This is a genomic window from Nonomuraea sp. ZG12 (genome assembly GCF_052068115.1).
Classification (GTDB): Bacteria; Actinomycetota; Actinomycetes; order Streptosporangiales; family Streptosporangiaceae; genus Nonomuraea.
This window is the reverse complement of record NZ_JBQHCW010000006.1, coordinates 162,293-186,931: the sequence shown is the minus strand read 5'-3', so window position 1 is coordinate 186,931 and position 24,639 is coordinate 162,293. Positions and strand designations below refer to the sequence as shown.

Annotated in this window: 26 protein-coding genes and 1 pseudogene; 15 read left to right on the top strand and 12 right to left on the bottom strand. The window is 70.3% G+C overall.

All coding sequences use genetic code 11. The features are described from left to right. The first annotated feature begins 148 nt into the window (after positions 1–148). Genes ACTMTF_RS19485 through ACTMTF_RS19470 form a run of 4 tightly spaced genes read left to right on the top strand, consistent with a single transcriptional unit; the run spans position 149 to position 3,386 of the window. Positions 149–1,333 carry an acyltransferase family protein gene (locus ACTMTF_RS19485; protein ID WP_441111951.1) on the top strand — a complete coding sequence of 395 codons (1,185 nt, stop codon included), beginning with the start codon at positions 149–151 and terminating at the stop codon, positions 1,331–1,333. 56 nt (positions 1,334–1,389) lie between these two features. Beyond that, a complete protein-coding gene (locus ACTMTF_RS19480; protein WP_441111950.1) occupies positions 1,390–2,355 on the top strand; it encodes a glycosyltransferase in 966 nt (321 codons plus the stop codon). Further along, the gene (locus ACTMTF_RS19475; RefSeq protein ID WP_441111949.1) at positions 2,313–2,591 is read left to right on the top strand and encodes a gas vesicle protein K; all 279 of its coding nucleotides are present in this window, start codon (positions 2,313–2,315) and stop codon (positions 2,589–2,591) included. Before ACTMTF_RS19480 ends, ACTMTF_RS19475 begins: the two co-directional genes overlap by 43 nt. Positions 2,592–2,645: 54 nt before the next feature. After that, positions 2,646–3,386 carry an acetoacetate decarboxylase family protein gene (locus ACTMTF_RS19470; RefSeq protein ID WP_441111948.1) on the top strand — a complete coding sequence of 247 codons (741 nt, stop codon included), beginning with the start codon at positions 2,646–2,648 and terminating at the stop codon, positions 3,384–3,386. A 6-nt stretch (positions 3,387–3,392) separates the two neighbouring features. Here ACTMTF_RS19470 and ACTMTF_RS19465 read toward each other — a convergent pair whose 3' ends face one another. From ACTMTF_RS19465 to ACTMTF_RS19440, 6 genes are all read right to left on the bottom strand, one after another. After that, entirely contained in the window at positions 3,393–4,277 is an 885-nt protein-coding gene (locus ACTMTF_RS19465) for a glycosyltransferase family 2 protein (RefSeq protein WP_397008433.1), read from the bottom strand. Positions 4,278–4,464: 187 nt separating this feature from the next. After that, positions 4,465–5,232 (bottom strand): CDP-alcohol phosphatidyltransferase family protein, encoded by a 768-nt coding sequence (locus tag ACTMTF_RS19460; RefSeq protein ID WP_397008431.1) that lies wholly within the window; start codon positions 5,230–5,232, stop codon positions 4,465–4,467. After that, positions 5,210–6,250, bottom strand: coding sequence for an iron-containing alcohol dehydrogenase family protein (locus ACTMTF_RS19455; protein ID WP_397008837.1), 1,041 nt, complete (start codon positions 6,248–6,250; stop codon positions 5,210–5,212). The genes ACTMTF_RS19460 and ACTMTF_RS19455 overlap by 23 nt, the downstream gene beginning before the upstream one ends. A gap of 27 nt (positions 6,251–6,277) precedes the next feature. Then, complete coding sequence (locus ACTMTF_RS19450; RefSeq protein WP_397008429.1) at positions 6,278–7,012, bottom strand: phosphocholine cytidylyltransferase family protein; 735 nt, start codon at positions 7,010–7,012, stop codon at positions 6,278–6,280. 78 nt (positions 7,013–7,090) lie between these two features. After that, positions 7,091–7,714, bottom strand: a complete 624-nt coding sequence (locus ACTMTF_RS19445) for a DUF5941 domain-containing protein (RefSeq protein WP_397008427.1) — start codon at positions 7,712–7,714, stop codon at positions 7,091–7,093. Next, complete coding sequence (locus ACTMTF_RS19440; protein WP_441111947.1) at positions 7,711–9,144, bottom strand: CDP-alcohol phosphatidyltransferase family protein; 1,434 nt, start codon at positions 9,142–9,144, stop codon at positions 7,711–7,713. The genes ACTMTF_RS19445 and ACTMTF_RS19440 overlap by 4 nt, the downstream gene beginning before the upstream one ends. Before the next feature lie 116 nt (positions 9,145–9,260). On the opposite strand from ACTMTF_RS19440, the gene ACTMTF_RS19435 reads away from it, so the two are divergent. Next, positions 9,261–10,511 (top strand): SDR family oxidoreductase, encoded by a 1,251-nt coding sequence (locus ACTMTF_RS19435; protein WP_441111946.1) that lies wholly within the window; start codon positions 9,261–9,263, stop codon positions 10,509–10,511. 3 nt (positions 10,512–10,514) lie between these two features. Here the strand turns inward: ACTMTF_RS19435 and ACTMTF_RS19430 are convergent, their stop codons facing one another. Continuing rightward, positions 10,515–11,531 carry a glycosyltransferase family 2 protein gene (locus ACTMTF_RS19430; RefSeq protein WP_441111945.1) on the bottom strand — a complete coding sequence of 339 codons (1,017 nt, stop codon included), beginning with the start codon at positions 11,529–11,531 and terminating at the stop codon, positions 10,515–10,517. An 81-nt stretch (positions 11,532–11,612) separates the two neighbouring features. Between ACTMTF_RS19430 and ACTMTF_RS19425 the strand changes: the two genes are divergently transcribed. The 5 genes from ACTMTF_RS19425 (at position 11,613) to ACTMTF_RS19405 (ending at position 16,905) form a co-directional block, all read left to right on the top strand. Further along, a complete protein-coding gene (locus ACTMTF_RS19425) occupies positions 11,613–13,037 on the top strand; it encodes an LCP family protein (protein ID WP_441111944.1) in 1,425 nt (474 codons plus the stop codon). A gap of 35 nt (positions 13,038–13,072) precedes the next feature. Next, complete coding sequence (locus tag ACTMTF_RS19420) at positions 13,073–13,420, top strand: STAS domain-containing protein (RefSeq protein ID WP_397008417.1); 348 nt, start codon at positions 13,073–13,075, stop codon at positions 13,418–13,420. A 149-nt stretch (positions 13,421–13,569) separates the two neighbouring features. After that, positions 13,570–14,421, top strand: a complete 852-nt coding sequence (locus ACTMTF_RS19415) for an LLM class flavin-dependent oxidoreductase (RefSeq protein ID WP_441111943.1) — start codon at positions 13,570–13,572, stop codon at positions 14,419–14,421. A gap of 157 nt (positions 14,422–14,578) precedes the next feature. Next, positions 14,579–15,313, top strand: a complete 735-nt coding sequence (locus ACTMTF_RS19410) for a hypothetical protein (RefSeq protein ID WP_441111942.1) — start codon at positions 14,579–14,581, stop codon at positions 15,311–15,313. Between the two features lie 107 nt (positions 15,314–15,420). Beyond that, entirely contained in the window at positions 15,421–16,905 is a 1,485-nt protein-coding gene (locus ACTMTF_RS19405) for an ATP-binding protein (RefSeq protein ID WP_441111941.1), read from the top strand. A 48-nt stretch (positions 16,906–16,953) separates the two neighbouring features. Here ACTMTF_RS19405 and ACTMTF_RS19400 read toward each other — a convergent pair whose 3' ends face one another. Continuing rightward, positions 16,954–17,127, bottom strand: a complete 174-nt coding sequence (locus ACTMTF_RS19400) for a hypothetical protein (protein ID WP_397008409.1) — start codon at positions 17,125–17,127, stop codon at positions 16,954–16,956. Positions 17,128–17,512: 385 nt separating this feature from the next. Between ACTMTF_RS19400 and ACTMTF_RS19395 the strand changes: the two genes are divergently transcribed. Continuing rightward, positions 17,513–18,853 (top strand): family 43 glycosylhydrolase, encoded by a 1,341-nt coding sequence (locus ACTMTF_RS19395; RefSeq protein ID WP_441111940.1) that lies wholly within the window; start codon positions 17,513–17,515, stop codon positions 18,851–18,853. A gap of 29 nt (positions 18,854–18,882) precedes the next feature. Here the strand turns inward: ACTMTF_RS19395 and ACTMTF_RS19390 are convergent, their stop codons facing one another. The 3 genes from ACTMTF_RS19390 to ACTMTF_RS19380 form a co-directional block, all read right to left on the bottom strand. Next, entirely contained in the window at positions 18,883–19,851 is a 969-nt protein-coding gene (locus ACTMTF_RS19390) for an endonuclease/exonuclease/phosphatase family protein (RefSeq protein ID WP_441111939.1), read from the bottom strand. Positions 19,852–19,923: 72 nt separating this feature from the next. Then, positions 19,924–20,565 carry an HNH endonuclease family protein gene (locus ACTMTF_RS19385; protein WP_441111938.1) on the bottom strand — a complete coding sequence of 214 codons (642 nt, stop codon included), beginning with the start codon at positions 20,563–20,565 and terminating at the stop codon, positions 19,924–19,926. Between the two features lie 33 nt (positions 20,566–20,598). Continuing rightward, positions 20,599–21,252, bottom strand: coding sequence for a TetR/AcrR family transcriptional regulator (locus tag ACTMTF_RS19380; RefSeq protein WP_441111937.1), 654 nt, complete (start codon positions 21,250–21,252; stop codon positions 20,599–20,601). 92 nt (positions 21,253–21,344) lie between these two features. Between ACTMTF_RS19380 and ACTMTF_RS19375 the strand changes: the two genes are divergently transcribed. From ACTMTF_RS19375 to ACTMTF_RS19360, 4 genes and pseudogenes are all read left to right on the top strand, one after another. Beyond that, positions 21,345–22,736: an MFS transporter gene (locus ACTMTF_RS19375; RefSeq protein ID WP_441111936.1), complete on the top strand. Its 1,392-nt coding sequence runs from the start codon at positions 21,345–21,347 to the stop codon at positions 22,734–22,736. Beyond that, positions 22,733–23,374, top strand: a complete 642-nt coding sequence (locus tag ACTMTF_RS19370; protein ID WP_441111935.1) for an NAD(P)-dependent oxidoreductase — start codon at positions 22,733–22,735, stop codon at positions 23,372–23,374. Before ACTMTF_RS19375 ends, ACTMTF_RS19370 begins: the two co-directional genes overlap by 4 nt. A gap of 106 nt (positions 23,375–23,480) precedes the next feature. Then, a complete protein-coding gene (locus ACTMTF_RS19365; protein ID WP_441111934.1) occupies positions 23,481–23,957 on the top strand; it encodes a hypothetical protein in 477 nt (158 codons plus the stop codon). Positions 23,958–23,999: 42 nt separating this feature from the next. Then, a pseudogene (locus ACTMTF_RS19360) lies at positions 24,000–24,110 on the top strand (YxiG-like protein); the annotation flags it as partial. A gap of 18 nt (positions 24,111–24,128) precedes the next feature. Here ACTMTF_RS19360 and ACTMTF_RS19355 read toward each other — a convergent pair. Next, the gene (locus ACTMTF_RS19355; protein ID WP_441111933.1) at positions 24,129–24,608 is read right to left on the bottom strand and encodes an Rrf2 family transcriptional regulator; all 480 of its coding nucleotides are present in this window, start codon (positions 24,606–24,608) and stop codon (positions 24,129–24,131) included. Positions 24,609–24,639: the final 31 nt, after the last annotated feature.

Here is a 24,639-nt window from a genome sequence, read left to right as displayed (position 1 = left end):
GGGATTCCGCTCCGGTCGACAGACACGGTACTGAAGCCGGGATATCGTGGTGCGGGTCGGCGACGCGGCTCGCCTTGCGCCGTCAAGGGCGATGCTGGGCATGCCGCTTCGCGTTCCCCGGCCCCGAGCGAAGCTGAGCGATTCTCCTGTGTCTGAGACCAAGCACTCTCCCCCGGTCACTCCTCCGAGCGACGAGAGTGCGGGCCCAGCCAACACGGGCGCCAAGTGGCCGCTGCCGGAAGAGGCCTTCTGGAGCGAGCGCACCGACCCCCACGGCAAGCTGCCCGAGGGCGCCAAGCAGAGCGAGCCGAAGCCGGCGGCCGAGCCCGAGCGGCCCCAGCGCAAGCGCGACCCCTATCTCGACAACGTCAAGTTCATCCTGATCGCGCTCGTCCCCGTGGGTCACTCGCTGGTGCCGACGCTCAGCGCGGACTCCTCCAGATCGCTGTACATCTTCATCTACACCTTCCACATGCCGCTGTTCGTGATCATCAGCGGCTATCTGTCCAGAAACTTCTGGAACTCCAACGCGAAGACCAACAAGCTGGTCGACACCTTTCTCGTGCCGTACGTGATCGTCGAGGTGGGCTACGCCGCGCTGCGCTTCTCGCTGGGCCAGAAGTGGAGCCTGACGATCATCGATCCGGCCTGGCTCAACTGGTATCTGCTGGCTCTGCTGTTCTGGCGGCTGTCCACCCCGGTGTGGAAGCGGATGAAGTATCCCGTCCCGGTGGCCATCGCCATCTACCTGTTCGCCGGGTTCTCCCAGATCTCCGGTGACTTCAGCATGGACCGGTTCTTCGGTCTGATGCCGTTCTTCGTGATCGGGCTGGTCATGCAGCCGGAGCACTTCGAGCTGCTCAACCGCCGCTGGATCAAGATCGTGTCGGTGCTCACGGTGCTCGCCGGGGCCGCGGTGGCCATCCTCATCGCGCCGCGGGCCCCGCTGGCGCCGTTCTACTTCAAGAACAGCTACCAGGACATGGACCTGTCCTGGTACATGGGCCTGGGCCTGCGGGTCGGGCTGCTGGTCTGCTCGCTGGCCCTGTGCTTCGCGGTGCTGGCGCTGGTGCCCCGGCACGAGACCTGGTATTCGGACCTCGGCACCCGCACCCTCTACTGCTATCTGCTGCACGGCATCCCGGTGCTCATCGCCAAGGATCAGGGCTGGCTGGAGCTCCCGTGGCTGCACGGCCCGCTCGGCGTCCTGGCGATCAGCTCCAGCTGTTTCGCGCTGGCGATCATCCTGTGCCTGCCGGAGACGCGCACGGTGTTCAAGTGGGTGCTTGAGCCTCGTTTGACCTGGCTCTATCGTCGCCCATCCAGGAGTTAAGCGATAGTTTCACCTGCATTCACGCCTATGACCTGGTAAGCCCCGAGCATCGACGCATGCGGGTATGCGTTGCCACGATCGTCCACCATCCCGAGGACGCCCGGATCATGCACCGGCAGATCCGAGCGCTGCTCGACGCGGGCCACGAGGTGACCTACGTCGCGCCGTTCACCTACTTCAACGTGACTCCGGCCGCGGGCCTCACCGCCGTCGACGTGCCTCACGACGCCGCCTACGGCAGGGCACGCGCGGCGCTCAAACGTGGCATGAAGGACGCCGACCTGCTGATCGCGCACGATCATCGCCTGCTGCGCGCGCTGCCGTACAAGCGGCCACCGGTCGTCTGGGACGTGCGTGAGGAGGTGTCCGAGGGACGCCACGCGCGGGCGGTCCGGCGGCACCACGTCATCACGCGCGCCATCGTGCCGGAGGCCACCCTGGTGTCCGCCGACCCGCCTCCGCCCGGCGACACCCGGGTGGTCCATCTCGGGCGGCTGACGACGGACAAGGGCGTGAGCGAGCTGATCAGGCTGGCCGAGCGCCTCGTCCCGCACGGCGTCCGGATGGACCTGATCGGGGCCGCGGGGCCGGGCGTGCGCCCGATGCTGAGGGACGCCCAGCGCGTGGGCCTGCTGGACTGGTTCGGGCACGTCCCCCACCGCCACGCCCTGCGCATGACCGAAGGCGCCCTGGCCGGCCTGTCGCTGGCGAGCCCGCCGAGCGGGACGCCGACGAAGATCCTCGACTACATGGGCCGCGGCCTGCCGGTGGTCACCACCTCGCCGGGCTCCCCGCTGGTGGAGCAGGCCGGCTGCGGCCTGACGGTGGCCCTGGACGTGAACGCCGTCCTGGACGCCGTACTCGACCTCAAGGAGGACCCGCAGCGGCGGCTCGCCCTCGGCAGGCGGGGCCACGCGCACGCGCTGGCCCACCACCACTGGCCGGACCACGCGGCGGCGTTCGTGGCCAGGATGGAAGGGTGGGCGGGCGTCCCCGTCGCCACCCACTCCCTGGCGGTTTAGGCCCCACACCGACCGGCCGGTGCGACAGGCACGGGCTCGTCCGTCAGTTGGTGGAGCGCCAGTGCGTACGGCGAATGGAGCAGGGCGATCTGTCGGACGAGCAGGTGGAGACGCTGGGGCTGACCTTGATGCGGCTTGAGGACGCGATGAACGAGCTCTGCGAGCGGTTCGGCCTGTCGCCGTCGGACCTGAACCTCGACCTGGGGCCGCTTGGAACGCTCCTGCCCCAGGACTGAGACGCGCCCTGGGAAGGGTGGTCACACGCCATCGCTGTTTGGTCTACTGAAGTCATGGCACCGCATCTGATCGAGGGGCGGACGGTCGCCCTGCCTGTCCGGGTGCGGGACGCGTCGCTCTGCGGTGCCGCGTACGCGGTGCGGGCCGACGCCGCGCGGGCGGTGATCGCGTACTCGGGGCTGGACGTGGTGGAGATCGTCCCGGGCAAGGCCGTGTGCGTGCTGCTGTTCGCCGACTACCGTGACGGCGACCTCGACGCCTACCACGAGTTCGGCATGGCCTTCCTGATCAGGCCTCCGGGATCCACCGGCTCGACGCGGCCGAGCGACCTGCGCGACGCGGCCGTCTTCGTCCACTGGCTGCCGGTCGACCAGCGCTTCACCATGGAGGCCGGGCGCGCGCTGTGGGGTTTCCCCAAGGAGCAGGCGGACATCGACCTGCGGCTCGCCTCCCCGTACAAGCGCTGCATCCTGCGCAAGGACGGCAGGCTCGTGCTGGACATGCTGGTCAGGCCGGGGGTTCCGGTGCCCGGGCCGAGTCCGTTGATCTCCTTCGACGCCTTCACCCACCGCGAGGGCGTCACCAGGCGGGTCCCCATGAAGGCGCAGGCGCGCGGAGTCCGGGTCCGGCCCGGCGGCGCCCTCATCCGGCTGGGAAACCACCCGATCGCCAAGGAGCTCAGCGAACTGGGCCTGCCCAAGCGCCCCCTGCTGTCCTCGACGGTCGCGCACGTCGCCATGTCACTGCGAGAGGCCGAGCCCATGTCACTGCGAGAGGCCGAGCCGCTCCTGTGAGACCTGTCAGACGATAGGGGGGCGGCCCAGCTTCACCATGCGCCAGGCGGTCCGCCAGGCCATCGGACGCCGCTCGCCGGCGGGCGTACGCAGGCCCTCGAAGAACCCGGTGAACCACGCCTTCAGCGCCACCCCGGATCGGCGCTCACGGATCAACGTCAGCACCACCCAGTCGAGCAGATAGAGCGCCGCCAGCGGCCAGGGCAGATTGCGCCGGGCCAGCCACACCCGGTTGCGCGCGTTCAGCCGGTAGAACTGGGCGTGCCGGGTCGGCGGCACCTGCGGGTGGTACATGACGGTCTCGGCGTCGTACTCGATCCGGTAGCCCTCGCCGAGCAGCCGCCAGGCCAGGTCGGTCTCCTCGTGCGCGTAGAAGAACTTCTCGGGCAGCCCGCCCACCTGGAGGAAGGCCGAACGCCGGATGGCGGACGCCCCGCCCAGGAAGGTCGTGACGGGCGAGGATCGCTCGGGGTCGCCGGCGCGCAGGCGCGGGACGTGGCGGCGCTGGCCGATGCCGCCTTCGGGGTCCATCACCCGGAAGGAGATCACGGCCAGGTCGGGCTCGGTCGCGAAGCGGTCGCGGACGTGGGCCACGACCTTCTGGTTGGCATACCAGCCGTCGTCGTCGAGGAACAGCACCACGTCACCGGAGCACTCTTCGACGCCGCGGTTACGGCCCGCTGGAATGCCGGTGTTCTGGTCGAGCCGGATCGTTTTCACGATCGCCGACGAGCCTACGGGCGGCGTCGCCGACACCTCGGGCACATCGGCCCCGTTACCGACGATCACCACCTCGACGTCGCCGTCGACTTGGTTGAGCGCGGATTCGACCGCCCGGTTCAGCTCCGCGATCCGGTTGCCCATGGTGAGGATGACGCACGAGATCTTCAACGAATCATCGTCCTGACGCGTCGAGAGCACGGGCGGAGCATTCTTTCATGATCACCGAGTCTGCTGGTCTGCCTGATTCTTGATATGGGTGGAGCTAAGCGTATCGGAACCGATAGTGAACCCCCACCGAACCGTGGACGTCCGATCAATACGACGGATGCGGGGCGCGGACGGTTCCGACGTGAAGTCACACAAGCCGCCTCGATGCCAAAATGCTGACAAGGTGGAGCACCGTCTGGAGCCCGGCCGCGATCACGCAGGCCACGACGAGCACCCGGGTGGCCACCAGATCACCTGTCGCCAGGTCGATCACGGCCGTCACCAGCGCCAGCAGCGACAGCTCGATGGGCTGCATGATCCGGTGGAACTTCGTGGCTCCCACGATCCTCCTGGCCAGCCCCAGCAGCCCCGAACGGAACTGCCCGACGGACGCCTCGGTGGCGACCGGCAGGCCGCCCTTGGCCCGCGCCACGTCCACCAGGTCGGTCTCGGCCTTGATGAGGATCGCGCCGAGCGCGGCGGCGAAGCCCAGCACGGTGTACCAGTCGGGCAGCACGGCGGAGGCCCGCCAGCCCAGCCCGGCCAGCAGCGCGGCCTCGGTGAAGTAGGCGCCGACGCGGTCGAGATAGACGCCGGCCAGCGAGGTCTTGCCCGTCCAGCGGGCCAGCTCGCCGTCGGAGCAGTCGAGCAGCAGGTAGACCTGCACGAGCAGGGCTGCTCCGATGGCCGCCCAGAGGCCGGGCAGCGCCAGCACCACGCCGGCCAGGACCCCGGCCACCGTCATCACCCAGGTGAGCTGGTTGGGCGTGACGGAGGTCTTGGACATCAGCCAGGTGACGTAGATGGACAGCCTGCGCATGTAGAGCACGCCTGCCCAGTGCTCGCCGTTACGGCGCTCCAGATGACCCGCGGGCTGAGCGACCCGCCGCAGGTCAGCGACCGAAGGCCCGGACATAGTCCCCCACCCGATCGCGAATCTCGGACTCCGGCAGGCGCAGGTGCTCCAGGATCGTGTAACGGCCGGGACGGGTGGCGGGGGCCAGCACGACGGCCTCCGCGAACTGCTCGCTGGTCAGCCCGATGTCGGCGGGGACGACGGGCAACTCGTGCCGGCGCAGGCAGTCGGTGACCTGTGCCAGCCGGGGGGCGTCCTCCCTGAGGAAGAAGCAGAATGCGGCACCGATCCCGGCGAGCTCGCCGTGGTTGGAGGTGCCGGGGAAGAGCTGATCCACGGCATGAAGGATCTCATGGTCTCCACCACTCGCGGGCCGGGACGAGCCCGCGATCACCATGGACATGCCGGAAAGGATCAACGACTCGGCCAGAACGGTCAGGAAATCGTCGGATTCGATGGAGTCGGTGCGGCCGATCAGCGCCTCGGCGGCGGTGCGGGCCATCGAGCAGGCCAGCCCGTCGATGGGCTCGCCGCGCTCCAGGTTGCCGAGGTGCCAGTCGGCGATGGCCGACAGGTTGCTGACCACGTCGCCGACGCCCGACCTGACGAGCGCCTGGGGCGCGCTGTGCACGAAGTCCAGGTCCACCAGGATCGCCAGCGGCATCGGCACCCCGAACGTGCCCTTGCCGCCGTCGTACACCAGCGAGGCGGTCGGCGAGCAGATGCCGTCGTGGGACAGGTTGGTCGCGACCGCGACCATCGGGATGCCGGCCAGCGACGCGCCGTACTTGGTGGCGTCGATGGTGCGCCCGCCGCCGACGCCCACCACCACCTCGTAGGCGCCCTTGCGCAGGTCGGCGCCAAGCGAGACGGCGGCCTCGACCGACCCGTCGGCGACTCTGAAGACCTCGGCCTCGCCGAGGGTGGGCGCGATCAGGCTCTCGATGTGGTCGCCCTGGCCGGGGCCGACGGCCACCGCGACCCTGCCGGACGTGGCCACCCGGCTGTCGGCCAGCAACGCGCCGAGCTGCGCCACGGCGCCGCGCCTGACCTCGATGTGCAGCGGCGCGGGCAGCATCCTCGCTAGCAGCGGCATCCTGCCCCCTCAGTAGCGGACGGCAATGGTGCGGGCCTTCGCCAGGTCCTCGTGGTTGTCCACTTCGACCCAGTCGACCTCGCCGATGGGCGCGAGGTGGATCTGCTCCCCGCGCTCGACCATCTCCTGATAGCCGTCCTCGTAGTAGAGCTGCGGGTCCCGCTCGAACGTCGCCCGCAGCGCGTCGGCCAGGCCGGCCGCGGCGCCGGGGCGGATGAGGGTCGCGCCGATGTACTCGCCGTAGGCCTCGGCCGGGTCCATCAGCTTGGTGATGCGCCGCAGCGACCCCTCCGGGGAGCGGGTCACCTTCATCTCCTCGTCGGCGAGCTTCTTGACGTCGTCGACGGCGAGCAGGATGTCGCTCGTCTCGGGCGCCGCCAGCAGCGTCTTCTCCACCGAGACCGGGTGCACGGTGTCGCCGTTGACCAGCAGCGCCCCCTGGGCGAAGTAGTCGCGGGCGCACCACAGGGAGTAGGCGTTGTTCCACTCCTCGGCCTTGTCGTTGTGCACGAGGGTGAGCTCGACTCCGTGCCGCTCCTCCAGCTCCCGCTTGCGATCGTGTACGGCCTGCGCCGCGTACCCGATGATGACCACGACCTCGCGCAACCCCACCGCGGCGAGGTTCCGCAGCGAGATGTCCATGATCGTGGTCTCACCGTCGACCGGCACGAGCGCCTTGGGCAGCGTGTCGGTGTACGGCCGCAGGCGTCGTCCGGCTCCAGCGGCCAGCACCATTCCCAGCAACGTGCACTCCTCAGTCGAGCATGACTACGTAGGTCCCAAAGATTAGTTGGCTTTAGGCCCTGCGCGGGTAATCCGCCGTTAGTCTTGCGTTTCCGCGTGAGCCGCCTCGACCCGCGATCGCGGCGCGGCGAGCCAGCACGTCAGGCTCTCCCAGCCGAAGACACCCCACAGATACAGGGCGAGCAAGGCGAACCCGCCCCCGGTCCAGCCGACCAGCACGGCCAGGCCGACCACGATCGAGCGCCCCTCCCAGCCGAGCCCCAGACTCGACAGCCACGGCGGCGGATAGACGTTCTGGCGCAGTCGGTAGACCAGATCGTAGTGGTGGAAGGCGATCGCCCCGAGCAGGATGAAGATCAGCAGCGGCGGCACCCCATGGGCGAACCCGCAGGCCGCCACGAAGGTGTACTCGATCACCCGCAGGATGGGCGGCGACAGCCAGTCGAGCCTGCCGTCGTGCGGATGGGAGCTGCCGGGCCCGGCCAGCAGCAGGGTCACGGCGGGCGCGAACACCGCGACCCCGTCGGTCCCCGCCAGGCCGATCATCAGCAGCACCCCGGTGACGAAGGCCCCGGCGATCAGCGGCGGCAGCGGCGGGAGCTGCCCGGCCACGAGCATGCCCATGCCGCGCGAGAGCGGCCCGTCGTCGCGGTAGGCGACGACCTTGCTGCCCGGCACCGGGATCATGTGCACGGAGATCATTCAGCCGACCTCACGATCCGCCCGGCGAGCTGGTAGAGGGCGGCCACGCTCCCCCAGCAGAGCAGGGCGAGGAAGGTCACCCGGGCGTTGAACACGACGGTGGTGACGGCGATCAGCGCCATCCGCTCCCCGATCGGCAGCACGATCGCCTTTCTCAGCCAGTGGACGACGCTCTCGCGCTCCATGCGCTGGGCGAGCCGCAGCACGCCCTGCCGGGGGACGCGGCGGCGGCCGGCGTCGGACGGTTCGAGGAGCGAGCGCACCGGTTTGGCCCACAGCGCGCCGACCCGGCCGGCGTCGTAGATCGCCCCGGTGTAGGAGTAGTGGAGGGAGTGCCGTACGGACTGCAGGATCATCGCCGCGACGGCCAGGAACCAGATCCCGTGCGGGTTGCCGGTCGGGAAGGGCTGGACGGCGACGTAGCCGTAGGCCAGCCCGACGTAGACGACGTACTCCTTGAGCCGGTCGGCCATGCCGTCGGCCCACGCGCCGAGCGGCGAGAAGCCGCGCGTGTAGCGGGCGAGCTGGCCGTCGAGGCAGTCGAGCACGAACGACAGGTAGAGCAGCGCGGCCCCGGCCAGCCGCCCGCCGAGGGTGCCGGCCGAGAACCACACCGCCGACAGCACCGCCAGGCCGATCGAGATGCCGGTGACGGCGTTGGGGGTGAGCTTCAGCGCGGCGGCGGGCCGGATCAGGTGGCGCGACCAGGTCGAGACGAAGAACGTGGTGAAGAAGCCGTCGTCGGCCTTGACCGCGCTGTCGAGGCGGACCCGCTCCTCGTCGACGTCGGCGAGCCTGTGCACGGCGCTGTCGGCGGCTTCCTGGCCGGTCACCCGGGCGCAGTGCAGCTCGCCGAGGGCGGCCGCGCGGACGCGGACCCCTGATCTGACCAGCCCGACCAGCAGCAGGTCGACGGCCTCCACCGGGGTGACGGGGCCGAGCCGGCCCGCGTCGGCCAGGTCGGCCAGCTCCTCGGCGATGTCGGCCAGGGTCGCCAGGTCGGTCTCGCCGGTCTGGAGCACGCCGGCGAAGGTGGCGTTGGCCTCGGGCACGGTGTGGAAGGAGCTGCCCGCGGCCATGATCCTGCCGCCTTCGATCCGTACCGGAGGGTGCGCCGGCCCGTCCGGCACGCCGGCGGAGACGAGCGCCCGCGTGTCGTGCGCGGGGTGCTCCAGGAGCATGGCCAGCGCCTCGGTGTGGGCGACGACGTCGGCGGGCAGCACGGCGACGGCCCCCGAGGCCGCGCGGGCGATCTTGGCGATGCCGCGCAGGTCGGCGCCGAGGCCGCCGCCGGCGGTGATCACCTGCACGTCGTTGATGGGCAGCGCGGCGAGCTGCCCGGTGAGGCGGTCCAGCAGCGTGCCGTCGGCGCAGGAGAGCCTGCCGGCCGGAGTCGTGGCGAGCAGGACCACGGACGTGGTCGTGCTCACGCGGGTCAGTGAGTCGGGCAAAGCGCAAGTCCTCCCGTTCGCAGAGGGAGTGCGTGGACTCACAGTAGCGACAGGTCACCGCGATATCACGGAACCAGACCGTTACCCTCGAAACTATGAATTCTCGGCTGCGTTCCGTCGGGGTGGTCCTCGCGGGCGGCGTTGGACAGCGGGTCGGCCTCAGCACCCCCAAGCAGCTCGTCAAACTCGCCGGCAGGACGATCCTGGAGCACACGATCGCCCTGTTCGACGGCTCGGCCGAGATCGACGAGGTGGTCGTGCTGATGACCCCGGGGTTCGCCGAGCCGGTCAGGGAGCTCGTCCGGAAGGGCGGTTTCGAGAAGGTCGTCCAGATCGTCGACGGCGGCGCCACCCGCACCGAGAGCACCTGGCGGGCGCTGCGGGCGCTGGGCCCACAGGAGTGCAACGTGCTGCTGCACGACGCTGTGCGCCCCCTCCTGGAGCCCCGGATCATCACGGAGTGTGTCCGGGCGCTGGAGCGGCATGCGGCCGTGGAGGTGGCGATCGCGAGCTCCGACACCGTCTTGGTGGCCGGGCCTGGGCCCGACGGCGTGGAGGTCGTGGCCGACGTGCTGGACCGGTCGCGGCTGCGGCGCGCGCAGACGCCGCAGGGCTTCCGGCTGTCGGTGATCAGGCGGGCCTACGAGCTGGCGATGGCCGACCCCGAGTTCGCCGGCCGGCCCGCCACCGACGACTGCGGCGTGGTGCTGCGCTACCTGCCCGAGGTGCCGATCGTCCTGGTGCCGGGCAGCGAGCGGAACATGAAGGTCACCCACCCGATCGACCTGTCGATCGCCGAGCAGTTGCTGCGCCTGGCCGTGGCGAGTGAGCCCGCCGTCACGCCGGACGGCTACCGGCGGGCGCTGGAGGGCAAGACCGTGGCCGTCTTCGGCGCGGACGCCGAGCTCGCCGCGCTGGCCTCGGGCCACGGCGCCCGCGTGCTCACCTTCCCGCACGCCGGCGAGCCCGAGCCGGTAGCGAAGGCGCTGGCCGGCGCGGGCGCCATCGACCACGTGGTGCACGTGGCGAGCGTGCCGCCCGCGGCGACACTGGTCGAGTCGAGCGACGAGACGATCGCCTCCTGCTACCTCGGGGCGATCCACGTCGCCCGCGCGGCCCACCCCCACCTGCGCGAGAGCGGCGGCCATCTGCTGCTGCGGACGGCCGTCGGCGACACGAGCCTGGCCGTCTCGGCCAGGGCGGCGACGACCGCCCTGGCCAGGTCGCTGGCCGAGGAGTGGGCCGCCGACGGCGTCCGGGTGGGATGCGTCGGCCCCCGGACGTCCGCGCGAGACTGCCTGGACGTGCTGGTCTCCGGCCTGACCGGTCAGGTGATCGACGCCTGACGGTCAGCGGGGAGCGCGGACCAGCTTGCGCGGACTGGTGAGGAAGCCCCACCCCCATGACAGGTGCATGGCGGCGTAGACGAGCGGCAGCCTGAGCTTCGCGGCGGCGGGCAGCCCGCTGCCGGTCAGCGCCGACCCCGCCACGATGGCGACCGCATAGCCGCCCGGGATCACCAGCCCGAGCGGGAAGAACGGCGAGACCAGCACGCCTAACAGTATGGCCAGCACCGCCGCGGGAGGCGCGAGGTAGCGCAGGTTGATGGTGCCCTCGTGGGTGCGCGCGACCACCCGCCGCCACCTGCCGTAGTGGAAGTACTGCTTGGCCAGCGCCTTGGCGTTGGGCCTCGGCCGGTAGGTGACGCGCATCCGCGGCTGGAACCAGACCAGCCCGCCGGTCTGCCGGATGCGATGGTTCATCTCCCAGTCCTGGGCGCGCTGGAAGTGCTCGTCGTAGCCGCCGACCCGGTCGAGCGCCGAGCGGCGGAAGACGCCCAGGTAGACCGTGTCGGCGGGGCCGGCGGTGCCTCCCACGTGGAAGGCGGCGGCCCCCACGCCGATCTTGGAGGTCATGGCGCAGGCGACGGCCTGCTCGAAGGGCGTGACGCCCTCCGCCGCCATCACCCCGCCGACGTTGTCGGCGCCGGTCTCGATGAGCGTCTCGACCGCCACCTTCAGGTAGTCGGGGGGCAGCATGGCGTGCCCGTCGACCCTGGCGATGATGGCGTTACGGGAGGCCCCGATCGCGGCGTTGAGCGCATTGGGGGTGCGGCCTGTCGGGTTGGGCACGACGATCACCCGGCGGTCGGACGCGGCGATGGCGTCGGCGACCTCCTGGGTGCGGTCGTGCGATGGGCCTATGGCGAGGACGACCTCGATCTCACCCGGATAGTGCTGGGCGAGGACCTGGTCGACGGCTTCGCGTAGGTGCCGCTCCTCGTTGAGGACCGGCATGACGACGGAGATGGGCGGCCAGCCACGCGTCTCCGCTGGCGCGTGCGGCGAGTCGGGGAACTGCTTCATGGCGGGGCTCACGCTACTGTACGAGCAGAGGAGGAAGGCAACCGATGGCCCAATCCTCCGGGCATCCAGAGGGGGAGGGCCATGCGGGACCCGAGCGAGGAGGACGCCGGGGTGCACGTGGGCGGCGACGCCTACGGTGGCGTCAAGCTCGCCGGCGGACGTCCGCGCAAGCCCCGCAGGAGCGCCAGGGCGCGGCGCCGTAACGCGATCGTCGCGGGCCTGCTCTCGGTGGGGGTCCTGGTCGGCACCGGGGTGGTGTGGGCGACTCCCCGCCAGATCGGCGCCGTCGACGCGGGCGTCGCGGAGCCGCCGCCGCGCGGCGCCGAGAACATCCTGCTCGTCGGCGTGGACAAGCGCGACGACCTCACCCGCAAGAAGCAGAACGAGCTCAAACTCGGCCGCGAGGCGGGCCAGCGCACCGACACCATGATGGTCATCCACCTGTCGGAGGACCACAGCAAGGTCACGGTGGTGAGCCTGCCGCGCGACTCCTGGACGACCATCCCCGGCAAGGGCGACCACAAGATCAATTCGGCCTACCAGTTCGGCGGCCCGAAACTCGCCCTGCAGACCGTCCGGCAGGCCACCGGCCTGGAGATCCACCGCTACATCGAGGTCAACGTGCTCGGCTTCGTCGACGTGGTGGACTCGCTCGGCGGCGTCACCGTGTGCACGCCGGTGGCGATCAACGACCCCAAGACCGGCCTCAACCTCGCCGCCGGCACCCACGAGCTCAAGGGCGTCCAGGCGCTCGGCTACGCCCGCACCCGCGCGACCGCCCGCTCCGACCTCGACCGCATCGACCGGCAGCAGCAGGTCATCTCGGCGCTGCTCGACCGGGCGCTGAGCGCGGGCACGCTGGCCAACCCGGCCAAGCTCGCCTCCTTCGTCAACACCACGCTCGGCACCGTCAAGGTCGACCCCGACGACGGCCTGCTCGGGCTGGCCGCCCAGCTCAGGGACGTCAAGCTGGACAACGTGCAGTTCGTGGACGTGCCGCTGTCCGACGTCGACTACAAGACGCCCACGGGTGAGTCGGCGGTGCTCTGGGACAAGCCGGCCGCCCGCGAGATGTTCCGCCGCATCAAGGCCGACGAGAACCTGGCCGAGCCCAGCGCGACCCCGTCGGCCAAGCCCTCCGCCAAGCCGGCCGTCCCGCCGGAGCGCGTCTCGCTCAAGGTGCTCAACGGCACGCTCATCACCGGCCTCGGCGCCCGCACCAGGACGGCGCTGCTCGCCTACGGGTTCCGGGTGCCGGACACGGCGGGCAACACCGCCCGCAAGGACTTCAAGAAGACTCTCGTACGCTACGGCGCGGGTCAGGAGGAGGCGGCGCGCACGGTGGCCGCCGCCATTCCCGGCGCCGAGCTCCGCAAGGACGACGTCAAGGGCATCGAGGTGGTCACCGGCAAGGACCAGCTCCAGGTCGCCAAGCCGAAGGCCGCCCCGACCGCGACCGCCACGCCCAAGGCGGAGACCGCGACACAGACTATTTGCAAAAAGTAGGTATACCGAGTCATGTGCAGGGCACGTGAATGCCTATGGTGGTCACATATCGGCAGGAGGATCTCTGCACGGTGCTGCACATCGTGGGAGAGCTGGACGTCTCCGGCGCTCCGCGCCTGCGGGCCGAGCTGGACCACGTGCTGGCCTCGGCCGATCCCCTCAGACTGGTCATCGACCTGACCCGGGTGCCGTTCTGCGACTCGGTGGGCCTCGGCGTGCTGGTGTCCACGCTCAACCACGCGCGACGCAGCCACGGCCGGCTGATCCTGGTGCTGGGCCCCGGGATGATCAGACACCTGCTGGTGATCACCAACCTCGACAGCCACTTCGAGACGTGCTCGTCCGTCACGGAGGCGCGCACCGCGCTGAGCACGGCCGCCTAGTATCCCCCGCCGCGCATCCCCCGCCGCGTATCCCCGCCGCGTATCCCCCGCCGCTCCGGACGACCGTGAGCTGAGTACGATCAACTCGACATGCCGCTCGGCCCGACTTCGGTGTCCGACCGGCTGCTGAGCGTCTCCTGGAGGGCAGCATGAGGCTTGGTGTGATCTTCGATCGCGATCTGCCGCCGGAGCGGCTGGTGCCGTTCGCCGAAGCCCTGGACGCCCTGCCCGCGGTCCACGACCTGTGGGTGGTGGAGGACCTGGGCTGGACGGGCGGCATCTCCTCGGCGGCCACCGCCCTGGCGGTCACCTCCCGGCTGCGCGTCGGCATCGGCATCACCCCGGCGCCCCTGCGCAACCCGATGCTGCTGGCCATGGAGCTGGCCAACCTCGCCCGTCTCCACCCCGGGCGGCTCGCCGCCGGCATCGGCCACGGCGTGCCGGCCTGGATGGCCCAGGCGGGCGTGGCGGCGCCGTCACCGCTGGCGCTGCTGGAAGAGACGATCACCGCGGTCCGCGCCCTGCTGCGCGGCGAGACGGTGACCCTGCAGGGCACGTCGGTCCGCCTGGACGGCCTCTCGCTGGTCCACCCTCCGCAGGAGGTCCCGCCGGTGCTGGCGGGCGTGCTCGGCCCCCGCTCGCTGGCGCTGTCCGGCCGGGTGGCGCAGGGCACGATCCTGCCGGAGGGGTTCGGCCCGAAGCGGGTCGGCGCGGCCCTGGAGCGGATCGGCGCGATCGGCGACCACGAGCTGGTGACGTTCACCCACCTCTACGTCGGCGACGACGCCCCCGAGGTCGCCGAGGCCATCGCGCCGATCGTGGCGGACACCGCCGCGTTCCTGAGGGCCGGCCCGGACGAGGTGACGCTGGCCGCCGGCACGGCGGAGGAGGCGGCGGCACAGGTCCGGGGGCTGTGGGCGGCCGGCGCCGGCACGGTGGCGGTCCGGCCGATCGGCTCTGACCCCTTGCCGCACGTCGAGCGGCTGCTGTCGGCTCTGTGAGCAGCGTTTCTTGAGGGTACGGGGCACGTACCTCTAGCCGGTCGGCCTTCGCGGCGGCCCGGCTTCGCGGTGCCCGGTCTGAAGCATGGCCGAACGGTGGAGCGGGATCGGCCGGACGGCCGATCCTCCGGTGCCACCGTCAGGCCACGATCACAGCATGAGACGAAATATGGCGACGGCGTTAGCGGCGGCCGGGATGGTCGGAACTGTCGGACTGACCGGATGCGCGCTGGACGCCGAGCAGGTGCACTCGGCGCGTGCCTTTCCCCACAGCGGCGGCACGCTCACCATCACCTCCACCGTCGGCGGGCTGAGGATCCTGCCGGGCACCGGCGGCGAGGTACGGGTGGACCGGTGGCTGCGCGGCAAGGCCGCCGGGGACGGCAACTCATCGTGGACGCTGCAGGACGGCAAGCTACGCCTCGGCGCCGACTGCCAGATGGTCTTCGGTGACTGCGGCGGCCGCTACCACGTCCGGGTACCGCCAGGTGTGCGCCTGGTCATCGACGCCGGGGACGACGGCGTCATCCTCGACAAGATCGCCCACGACACCGACGTGTCCGCCCGAGGCCCCATCCGGCTCTACGAGACCACGGGCAAGCTGCGCCTCTCCGGCGACGACAGCATGATCGCCGGCAACCGCCTCCGGTCGGCGGACGTCAAGGCGCTCACCCGAGGGGGCTCGATCAACCTGTCGTTCGCCGCACCCCCTGCCAGGCTGGACGCGCGGTCCGACGAGGGGCGGGTGACGGTGGACGTCCCCAAGGGCGAGTACGCGGTCACCGCCAAGAGCAAGGAAGGCCGGGAGCGCTCGGACCTCAAGAACACCAAGAGCGATCGGACCATCGTCGCCAGAAGCACCTCTGGAGACGTCCGCATCACTGGCAGCTAGACACGTCACCTCACCTGACGAAGACGCCCGTTTCCCGAAGGAGCGTAACTGGACTTACGCTATTAGCGGTAAACCGAGTTACGCTAATGTCGTCGTTGGGGGATCGCGTGCGCAAGCCGAGCGGCATCGTAGGCAGAGACCGTCAGTGGCGGGTGCTGGAGCGCTTCCTCGTCGAAGGAGGACGGGACGGTCCCCTGCGCCTCGGACTGGTGTCGGGCCGCCGTCGCACGGGCAAGACGCAGCTGCTGTCCGCCGTCTGCGCCGAGCAAGGCGGCCTCTACATCACCAGCGTCCAGGACGAGGGCGATTTCGCGGCCAGGCGCAGGTTCGCGTCCGCCATCGCCAGGCACGCGGGACTCAGTGATTCGGTGCGTGGGGAGCCAGAGTCATGGGAGCGCCTGTTGAGGGCCGCCATGGAGACCGCGGCGCGAGTCGCCCCCGAGGGCCGTCCACCGTTGGTGGTCATCGACGAGTTCCCCTACCTGATGGCGAACGCCCCTCAGCTCCCGTCGCTGCTCCAGCACCTCTACGACGGTTCGCAACAGGGACACGGCCCCACCGGCCGCCTCATACTCTGCGGATCCGCGCTCAGCGTCATGCACGATCTGCTGTCCGGCACCAAGCCGTTGCGCGGGCGTGCCATGCTCGACATGCGCCTCAACGCGCTGGACTTTCGCGAGGCCGCGCAGCTGTGGGACATCCAGGATCCGGTCACCGCCTTCCGCGTTCACGCGTGCGTCGGCGGCATCCCCGGTTATCGCCCACTGATGACCACCACCCCCGCCGCAGCCGACGACTTCGACAGATGGGTGATGGACAACCTCCTGGCGGTCGACGTCAGCGTGTTCACCCGCACAGAGGTCGACTACCTGCTGCGCGAGGACCCGCGCATCACCGCCCGCTCCCTGTACTACGACGTCCTCAGCGCTGTCGCGCAGGGAGCGCACACCCCGGCCAAGATCGGGGCTGCGATCGGCCGCGACAACAACTCCGTTCGCCATCCCATCGATGTCCTACGATCGGCCGGATATCTGCACAGCGCGCACGACCTGTTGCGGCAGCGGAAACCGACGATCTCGGTGTGCGACCCGATCATCCGGTTCGACCGCCTGATCACAGCCCCCTACCTCGGCCGGCTCGAACTGGGACACACGGAACCAGTGTGGCGCGCGGCCGCCCCGACTTTCCGTTCCGACATTCTCGGGCCGCATTTCGAAGAGCTCGCCCGCGACTGGGTGCACCGTTTCGCCCCGGACGAGCTCGACCGGCAGGCGGGATTCGGCGAGGTCCGCTTCGGCAGTGTCCAGGACAACGCTGGACGGGCGAAGCACGACATCGACGTGCTCGCCGTCGACGGCAAAAGGGTCAACCTCATCGGCGAGGCCAAGGCGACGCTCGCCCGCCGCGGGCTTCCCGATCTAGAACGGCTCGACGCCATCCGTACAGTGCTCGCGCGGGAGGGCTACGACACCGCTGAGACGATCGTCGCCCTCTTCTCGACGACCGGATTCACCTCGGACCTCGTCCGGACGGCCTCCTCCCGCGGCGACACCGAGCTCGTCGATCTGGAGCGGTTGTACGGCCTGAGGTGAGCGCCCTGAGCGCAGGCGACCGCCGTACGACGGTCGCCTGCGCTCATCTCAGTTGTCGTCGTCGCCGTCCTGGTCCTGCTCGTTCTCCTGATCCTGGGTGTTGACCACGTCCGGGTCGTCGTCGCCTTCGTCGCCTCCGCCTCCGCATGCGCCGGTCACGCCCAGGACGGCCACCATGGCCGCTGCGGCCAGCATCGTCTTCCGGCCGGTTCTTCCGAACATCGCGCCTCCAGAGTCCTCGGGGTTACTCGGGGTCCTTGGGGTCGGACGCCCGATCATCCTTTATCCCGTCTCAGATCGATCTAACGCGCGATCCGCCGGCGTTGACGCACGTCCCCGTTTCCCCCGCTCATCACGGCGGAATCATCGGCGAGAAGGGGGACCCGGCCAAGCTTGTTACGCGAACGTTACGAACTGCGGGCAGCGCCGTCGCGCTCCCCCTCATGAGCCTTCTGACCTGCGATTTCACGCGCCACAACTCGCCTACCGGGGTGGCGGGGGATTTTTTCCGTGTTATTGACCATATTAAAACGACTTGGGCAGACTCTGCGCGTATACCGCTCAGCGGGAGCGGTTCGGCGGGTGCCGACGTAGGAGGACGTGACCCATGACTGGTTCCGACAACGGATCGTACGTCGACCGGCGGTCTCTGCTGGCCGGCGCCGCCGGCCTCCTGGGAGCGGCGGCGCTGCCCGCGACCGCCGCCCAGGCGACTTCGGAGGCCGCGTCGATGCGGCGGTACCCGTCCAACTGGCCTGACCCCGAGCCTTACGGCCTCGCGGACACCCGGCTGGACCTGTGGCCACGCGAGGACAACTCCTTCATCCTCCCGCTCGAACTGCGCCCTCGCGACCGGGAGCGCGGCCAGGTGTGGATGCGGGACACCTACGTCAACTGTTTCGTCGTCGACGGACGTCCGATCTATGTCGCCACGGGCACCAGCCGGGTGCCCGGGCTTGAGGCGGCCGGCCCGTGGAACGACGGCATCTTCGTGTGGGTATCCCCCTCTTTGCGGGGGCCGTGGAAGCTGGTCGACACCACGGGCATCCGGCCCGACGCCGAGAAGGGCAAGGTGTGGTCACCCGAGTTCGCCGGCGAGAACCGGCCCGGGCGCATGGTCGTCGCCCCCTGGCAGGAGTACTGGCACGACGAGCGGTTCGGCAAGCGGGGTCAGGCCTGGGCCCCGGAGGTGCACTACTTCCGTGGCAGGTGGCACATCGTCGCGTGCATGGGCGACCATTCCCGGAAGGTCGGCTCGTTCATGCTCGTGAGCGAGGGCGGAATCGAGGGCCCGTACCGGCTCGTCGAAGGCAACCACGAAAAGCCGTTCGGCGACCCGGTCATCGGCGGCCCCAAGTTCATCGAGCCCGGCGCCTACCACCATATTGACGGCAGCCTCTTCACCGAGGGCGACGATGCGTGGCTGGTGCTGCACAACGACCTGTACGCGAAATTCCGGGATGACATGGAGGACATCATCCCGACGACCGGCCTGCCGAGGTTCCAGCAGAAGCCGTACTCGCCGGAGCCGTATCTCGAAGGCGCCTACATGTTCAAGCACGGAGGCAAGTACTACCTCCTGCACGCCGCATGGAACCGGACGTCGGACAATTCCGACGGCAGCAAGCGATACGCCTACGACCCGCCGGGCCCCGGCCGCACGCAGTATCAGTACGACGCGATCGTCGCCGTCTCGGACAATTTCGAAGGCCCGTATTCCGAGCGGTGGACCGCCGGGGTCGGCGCCGGCCACAACAACTTCTTCGTGGATCACGGTGGCCATCTGTGGGCGACGTTCTTCCGTAACCCGAACTTCGGCTACTGGTCCGACCCGTCGCGGATCGATGACACGGCCGTGCCCGGTGTCGTACGCCTGGAATGGACCGGCCCGCGAGGCAATCGCCTGTACGTCGAGCGCCGGAAGCGTGGGCACGCGATCCGCGACTGACCGCCTACCGGCAAGCTGACCGGCGGAGGTCACCGGGAGGGGCCGAGGTCCAGGCCGACCGCGATCGGCAGGTGGTCGCTGCCGGTGGCGGGCAGAGGCCAGGTGGCGGCAGGGGTCGCGGCGCGGGTCATGACGTGGTCGATCCGGGCGAGAGGGAACTCGGCGGGCCAGCTGAAGCCTCCCTCCGCCGGGGTCAGCCGGGAGGTGACCGGGGCCAGGCCCCGGTCATCGAGGGTGCCGTTGAGATCGCCCAGCAGGATGACCCTGTCCAGCCGCTCCGCGGCGAGGGCCGCGCCCAGCGCGGCGGCGCTCTCGTCCCGCCTGCCGGAGGTGAGGCCGTCCGGCAGGCCGAGGCGGATCGAGGGCAGGTGCGCGACGTACACGGCCACGTCACCGGACGGCATCCGCACGGTGGACCGTAACCCGCGGTTCCAGTCGGCCTTGAGGTCCGCGGGTTTGATGTCCACCGGCCGGGTGTCCGTGATGGGGTGTTCGGACCACAGCCCTACGGTGCCCACGACAGCATGGTGCGGGTAGCCGGACGCCAGGACGGCCTGGTAGGCGGGCAGGGCGTCAGGGGTCAGCTCTTCGAGGGCGATCAGGTCGGCTCCGGCCGTGGCCAGGGCTCGCGCGGTGCCCGCCGGGTCGGGGTTCTCGTCGTCGACGTTGTGCTGAAGCACCGTCAGGTCGTGTGCCGCCCCCGGGCCGGCGGGCAGCAGCAGCCCGCCGAAAACAACGGCCCAGACCGTCGCGGGCAGCGCCACGGCCACCGCCCCCAGGGCTGAGCGCCGTAACAGTGACAGGCCGAGCAGCACGGGAACGGCCAGGCCGAGCCAGGGCAGGAACGTCTCCAGCAGGCTGCCGAGATTGCCCACCGCGTTGGGCACCAGACCGTGGAACAGCAGCAGGACGGCGACCAGCACGGCGAGCGCCGCGAGGAGCCGCCCCCGCGCCCAGCTCCCCTCGACGGCCGCCGCACGGCTGTCCACGTGTTCCATCACGCTCCTTACGCCGGCTGATCACGGGTCGCGTGTCAGTCTGACGTCCGGAACATCAGGATTGTTCGCCTATCAGCAGGTGCGCAGCATGTTGAGCAAGGCCACCTTCTCCTTCCGGGTCACGAAGAGCCGGTAGTGGCGTTTCACGGTGATCCATGAGCTCGCGTACCGGCACCAGTGGGCGCGCCGCTGCGGACGCCAGCTCTGCGGGCCCTGGCCGCCTTTGGCGATGTTGGCGGAGTGGCTGACGGTGAGCAGTTCGGGACGGGTGAGGTCGTTGGCGAAGGCACGCCGCTTGGCCTGGCTCCACCGCTTGGCGCCCGACCGCCACGCGTACGCGAGCGGCACCACGTGGTCGACGTCCACACGCTTCTCGCTCTTCAGCCGCTTGCCGTCGTACGGGCTGTACCAGCTCCCCTTGACCGGGTGGCAGGCCGCGTTCCGGCGCACGCGCCGCCCGTCGCGAGCCAGGACCGTCTCCCGCGTGTCGCAGGTGCCCTTGTACGGTGCCCACCGGGGCTGGAACCTCTTGCGGCTGTAGCCCCGGATGGACAACGCCCTGGCGACCTTGAGCTGCGCCAGCGTGCGCCGCGCCTCGGCCTGCGAGCGCTTACGAGGCTCGGCCGCCGCCGGTGGGGCGGCGATGGCCGCGGTGATCGGGATGACCACGAGCGTGAGTAAGCCGATGTGCGCTGCCCGTCTCAGGAGGATCATGCCCAGCGTCATCCCCATCCGCGACGGCGATATTCAGACCGCTTGGAGCTCGCCCGATGGGGGCTGGGCCAGAATCCCGTCGACCAGGACCCGCAGTTTCCAGGCCGCCCTGGCCGCGGGGTCACCGCTGGTCAGCAGGGGCGCGAGGGCACGCATGGTCGGGTGGTCGGCGGCGGAGACTCCGTGGTGCGGCGGTGCGGCGCGGGACCGCCTGCCGCCCTCCAGCGCCGATGAGGCGATGTACTGCCCGAACAGGTCGACGGCCCAGGCGCACGCCTTGTCGTCGACGCCGCCCATCCGCAGCAGTCGCAGGATCTCCTCGATGATGCGCAGGGAGTGGGGGCCGGGGGCGAGATCCGTCAGGCCGACGGCGGCGATGTCCGCGTGGGCCGCCAGCGCGTCCACCGTCCGCTGGACGAGCAGCTCAAGGCGGGTCCGCCAAGGACCGTCGGCGTCGGTGGGCAGCTCCACGTCGGCCACCGCGCGATCGTGCACGAGCGCCATCAGCTCACGGCGGTCGGAGACGTAGACGTAGAGCGCCCCGGGCGATGTGTCCACGGCCGTCGCGACCCGACGCATGGTCACGGCGTCCGACCCGAACTCGTCGACCAGGTCGAGAGCCGCGGCGATGATCGAATCCCGGCTCAGAGCCGGCTTCGCGGGACGCGTTCTTGGACTTCCTCGCATGCGCCCACCCTACCTTGACGAACAAAGTTCGCTAAGAACGCTGTTCTTGGCGTACGGTGTTCGCTACGAACGCTGTTCACCAGGAGGTAGGCGTGATCGACGTACGACAACCTGTGGCGCACCGCCGGCGGTGGCGGGTGCTGGCCATCGTCCTGCTCGCGGGGGTGATGGACCTGCTCGACGCCACCGTCATGCACGTCGCGGCGCCTTCCGTGCGGGCCGGCCTGGGCGGCAGCGAGACCACCCTGCAGTGGTACGCCGCCGGCTACACCCTCGCCTTCGGCGTGCTGCTCGTGGTCGGCGGACGGCTCGGCGACCGCTGGGGCCGAAGAAGGCTGTTCCTCATCGGAGCCTGCGGATTCACCCTCGCGTCGGCCGCGTGCGCGCTGGCCGTGGATCCGTCCATGCTGGTCATGGCCAGGATCGCGCAGGGCGCTCTGGGCGCCCTGATGATCCCGCAGGGTTTCGGCATCCTCACCTCCGTCTTCGCGGAACCGGAGCGCGGTCGCGCCTTCGCCCTGTTCGGGCCGGTGATGGGCCTGGCCGGGATAGGCGGGCCGATCCTGGCGGGCGGCTTGATCAGCCTGAACCTGGGCGGGCTGGACTGGCGGCTGATCTTCCTGATCAATGTGCCGCTCGGCCTGCTGACCGTGGCCGGCGCGCTGCGCTGGATGCCCGCGGATCCGGGCAGTCCTGACGCCCGGATCGACCCCGTGGGCGTCACACTGGTGACCGCGGGATCGGCCCTCCTGGTCCATCCGCTCATCCAGGGGCGCGAGGCCGGTTGGCCGTGGTGGAGTTTCGTCCTGCTCGCCGCGGGCGTACTCGCGTTCGTCATGCTCGGCCGGCGTCAGCGGACGAGTCCCGCACCGATCCTGGTCCCGAGCCTGCTGGCCAAGCGGCCCTTCGTCGGCGGGCTGACCGTGGCGGTCGTGTTCTTCACCGGCCTGGGCGGACTGCTGCTGGTCCTCTCCCTGCACCTGCAGATCGGGCTCGGCCACACCGCGCTGAAGGCGGCCTTGGCGCTGTCGCCGGTCGCCGCCGGCATCATGCTCGGCTCACTCGCCGCCCCGGCCCTGAAGGCGAAGATGGGACGGTCGAGTCTGCACCTGGGACTCGCGGTCGAAACCCTCGGACTGCTCGCCATGCTCGTCATCGCTCAGCCGTCCGCTCCGGCCTGGGCGTCCGCGCCGCCGCTGCTCGTGGTCGGCCTGGGTCTCGGCCTGCTCTTCGGCCCTCTCATCCAGGTGATTCTCACCACCGCCGACCCCCACGAGATCGGCAGCGCCTCCGGCAGTCTCAACGCCGTACAGCAGCTCGCCACGGCCCTGGGAGTGGCCGCGGCCGGAACCCTCTACTTCGCACTCGGCGACAGCGGCGGCCTGACCGCCGGCCTCCTCCTCGCGGTCGCCTCCTGCCTCGTCTCCGCCGCTCTCGTGCCCCTCATCCCACGCTCGCCCATCGCGGAAGGAAACAACCGATGAGCTCCCTCGTCGTGTTCGGCGCCAACGGCGCGACAGGCCACCTGATCGTCCAGGAGGCGCTGCGCGCGGGGCACGGCGTCACCGCCGCCGTGCGCGACCCCAGCGCCTTCCGTGCGGTCCCCGGCGAGCTGCGCGACGCACCGCTCGCCGTCACCCGGGCGGACATCCGCGACCTCGGCGCCGTACGCTCCGCCGTCACCGGCCACGACTCCGTCATCTCCGCCATCGGCCCTCGCGGCCGGCACGCCGACAAGCTGTACTCCGAAGGCGCCCGTACCCTCGTCACCGCCATGCGCGCCTGCGGCGTCCGACGGCTCGTCGCCCTCTCCTCCAGCGGCGCACGCCGAGACGACCCGAACCACCCGCTGTGGTACCGCGTCGTGGCCCGTACCGTGATGAACGAGCTGTACGGCGACATGCGCCTCATGGAGGACATCGTGCGTGACAGCCCACTGGACTGGACCTTCGTGCGGCCGGGCCGCATCGTCGACGAGCCTCCGGCCGGGACCTACCGGGTCCTGGACGGCGCGAACCCGGAGGGAGGCACCAGCATCCCCAGGATCGACCTCGCTCGGTTCGTCATCCGAGCGACAGGCGACAAGCGCTGGTCACACCGCCTCCCGACCATCGTCCGATAGCCAGTGGGCCGGCCGCGCCCGCGCCGGCGAAAACGGTTCGATCATCGTGCTGAGCAGGGGCTACGCTTCTCGCTGATTCTGTACGTCCACCAGCTCGGAGGCGACCGTGGCGATGCCCAAGAAGGGCTCCCGGCTCATCACCGTCGACGGCGCCGCCTTCCGCTGGCGTGTCAGCCACCGGCCGACCTACAGCGAGGACCGCAGCTGGAGCCCGCTCACCTTCGTCGCCGAGCGGGCCGAGGAGCCGGCGAGCGCCCTCGTGGTGTCGCTCCCCTGCGCCCGGCCGGACAACTGGCTGGGAAAGCGAACGATCGCGGTCCGTCCCGTCCTCGTCGCCGGATGCATCCGGCAAGCCCTGGCACAGGGCTGGCGGTCGAGCCGCCGGGGCCCCGGATTCACCCTCACCATCACCGAGGACGAACTGGCCGACCTCCTGGACGGACCACCTGAGTACCTGATCCCCTTCCTCTGGGGCATGATCCCGGAAGGCGGCGACATCAGAGACCTCCCACGAGCCACCCAGATCTGGAGCCGGGACAAGCCGGGCACCGGTCACGGAGAACCAGGCTCATGGACCCGGTGAAGCTGCAACAGGCCCTCGACGACATCTTCGACCTTCCACGAAGTCCGGATCGAAACGAACGCGCACGACCTCACCCTCGTCTTCTCCGACCTGCGGATCGAAGAAGTCCCGTCCCGATCCCAGGGCCCAGACCACAAGTTCCCGATTCGCTAGGCACCGGTCGCGTACGGCTCACACCCGCTCCTGCTCGCCGGCCTCTTGTGGTGAGGTGTCGGGCCGGCGAGGCGCCGCGAGGACGTCGCTGAGCACGTCCTCCAGCGTGACGCGGGCGAGCTCGCGCCTCAGGGTCTCCTCGATGCCCTGGTAGATGCCCTGCATCGCCGGCTGGATGCCGTACCCCACCACGCACCCCTGGTCGGGGGTGGCGCGGTGCATCGCGAACAGCGGGCCGGGTTCGACCGCCTCGTACACGTCGAGCAGGGTCATCGACTCCAGCTCTCGCGCCAGCGACCAGCCCGCGCCCACGCCCCGCCGGGACTCCACGAGCCCCGCCTTGCGCAGTTCGCCCAGCAGCCGCCTGATCACCACGGGATTGGTGTTCGCGCTGGTCGCGATCTGCTCGGACGTGGCGACCTCATGGCCCTGGCGCTGGTAGAGGCTGATCCAGGCCAGCGCGTGGGCGGCGATGGTCAACCTGCTGTTGGCGCTCACGAACCCCTCCTCTCGCCGTAACAGTCCATGT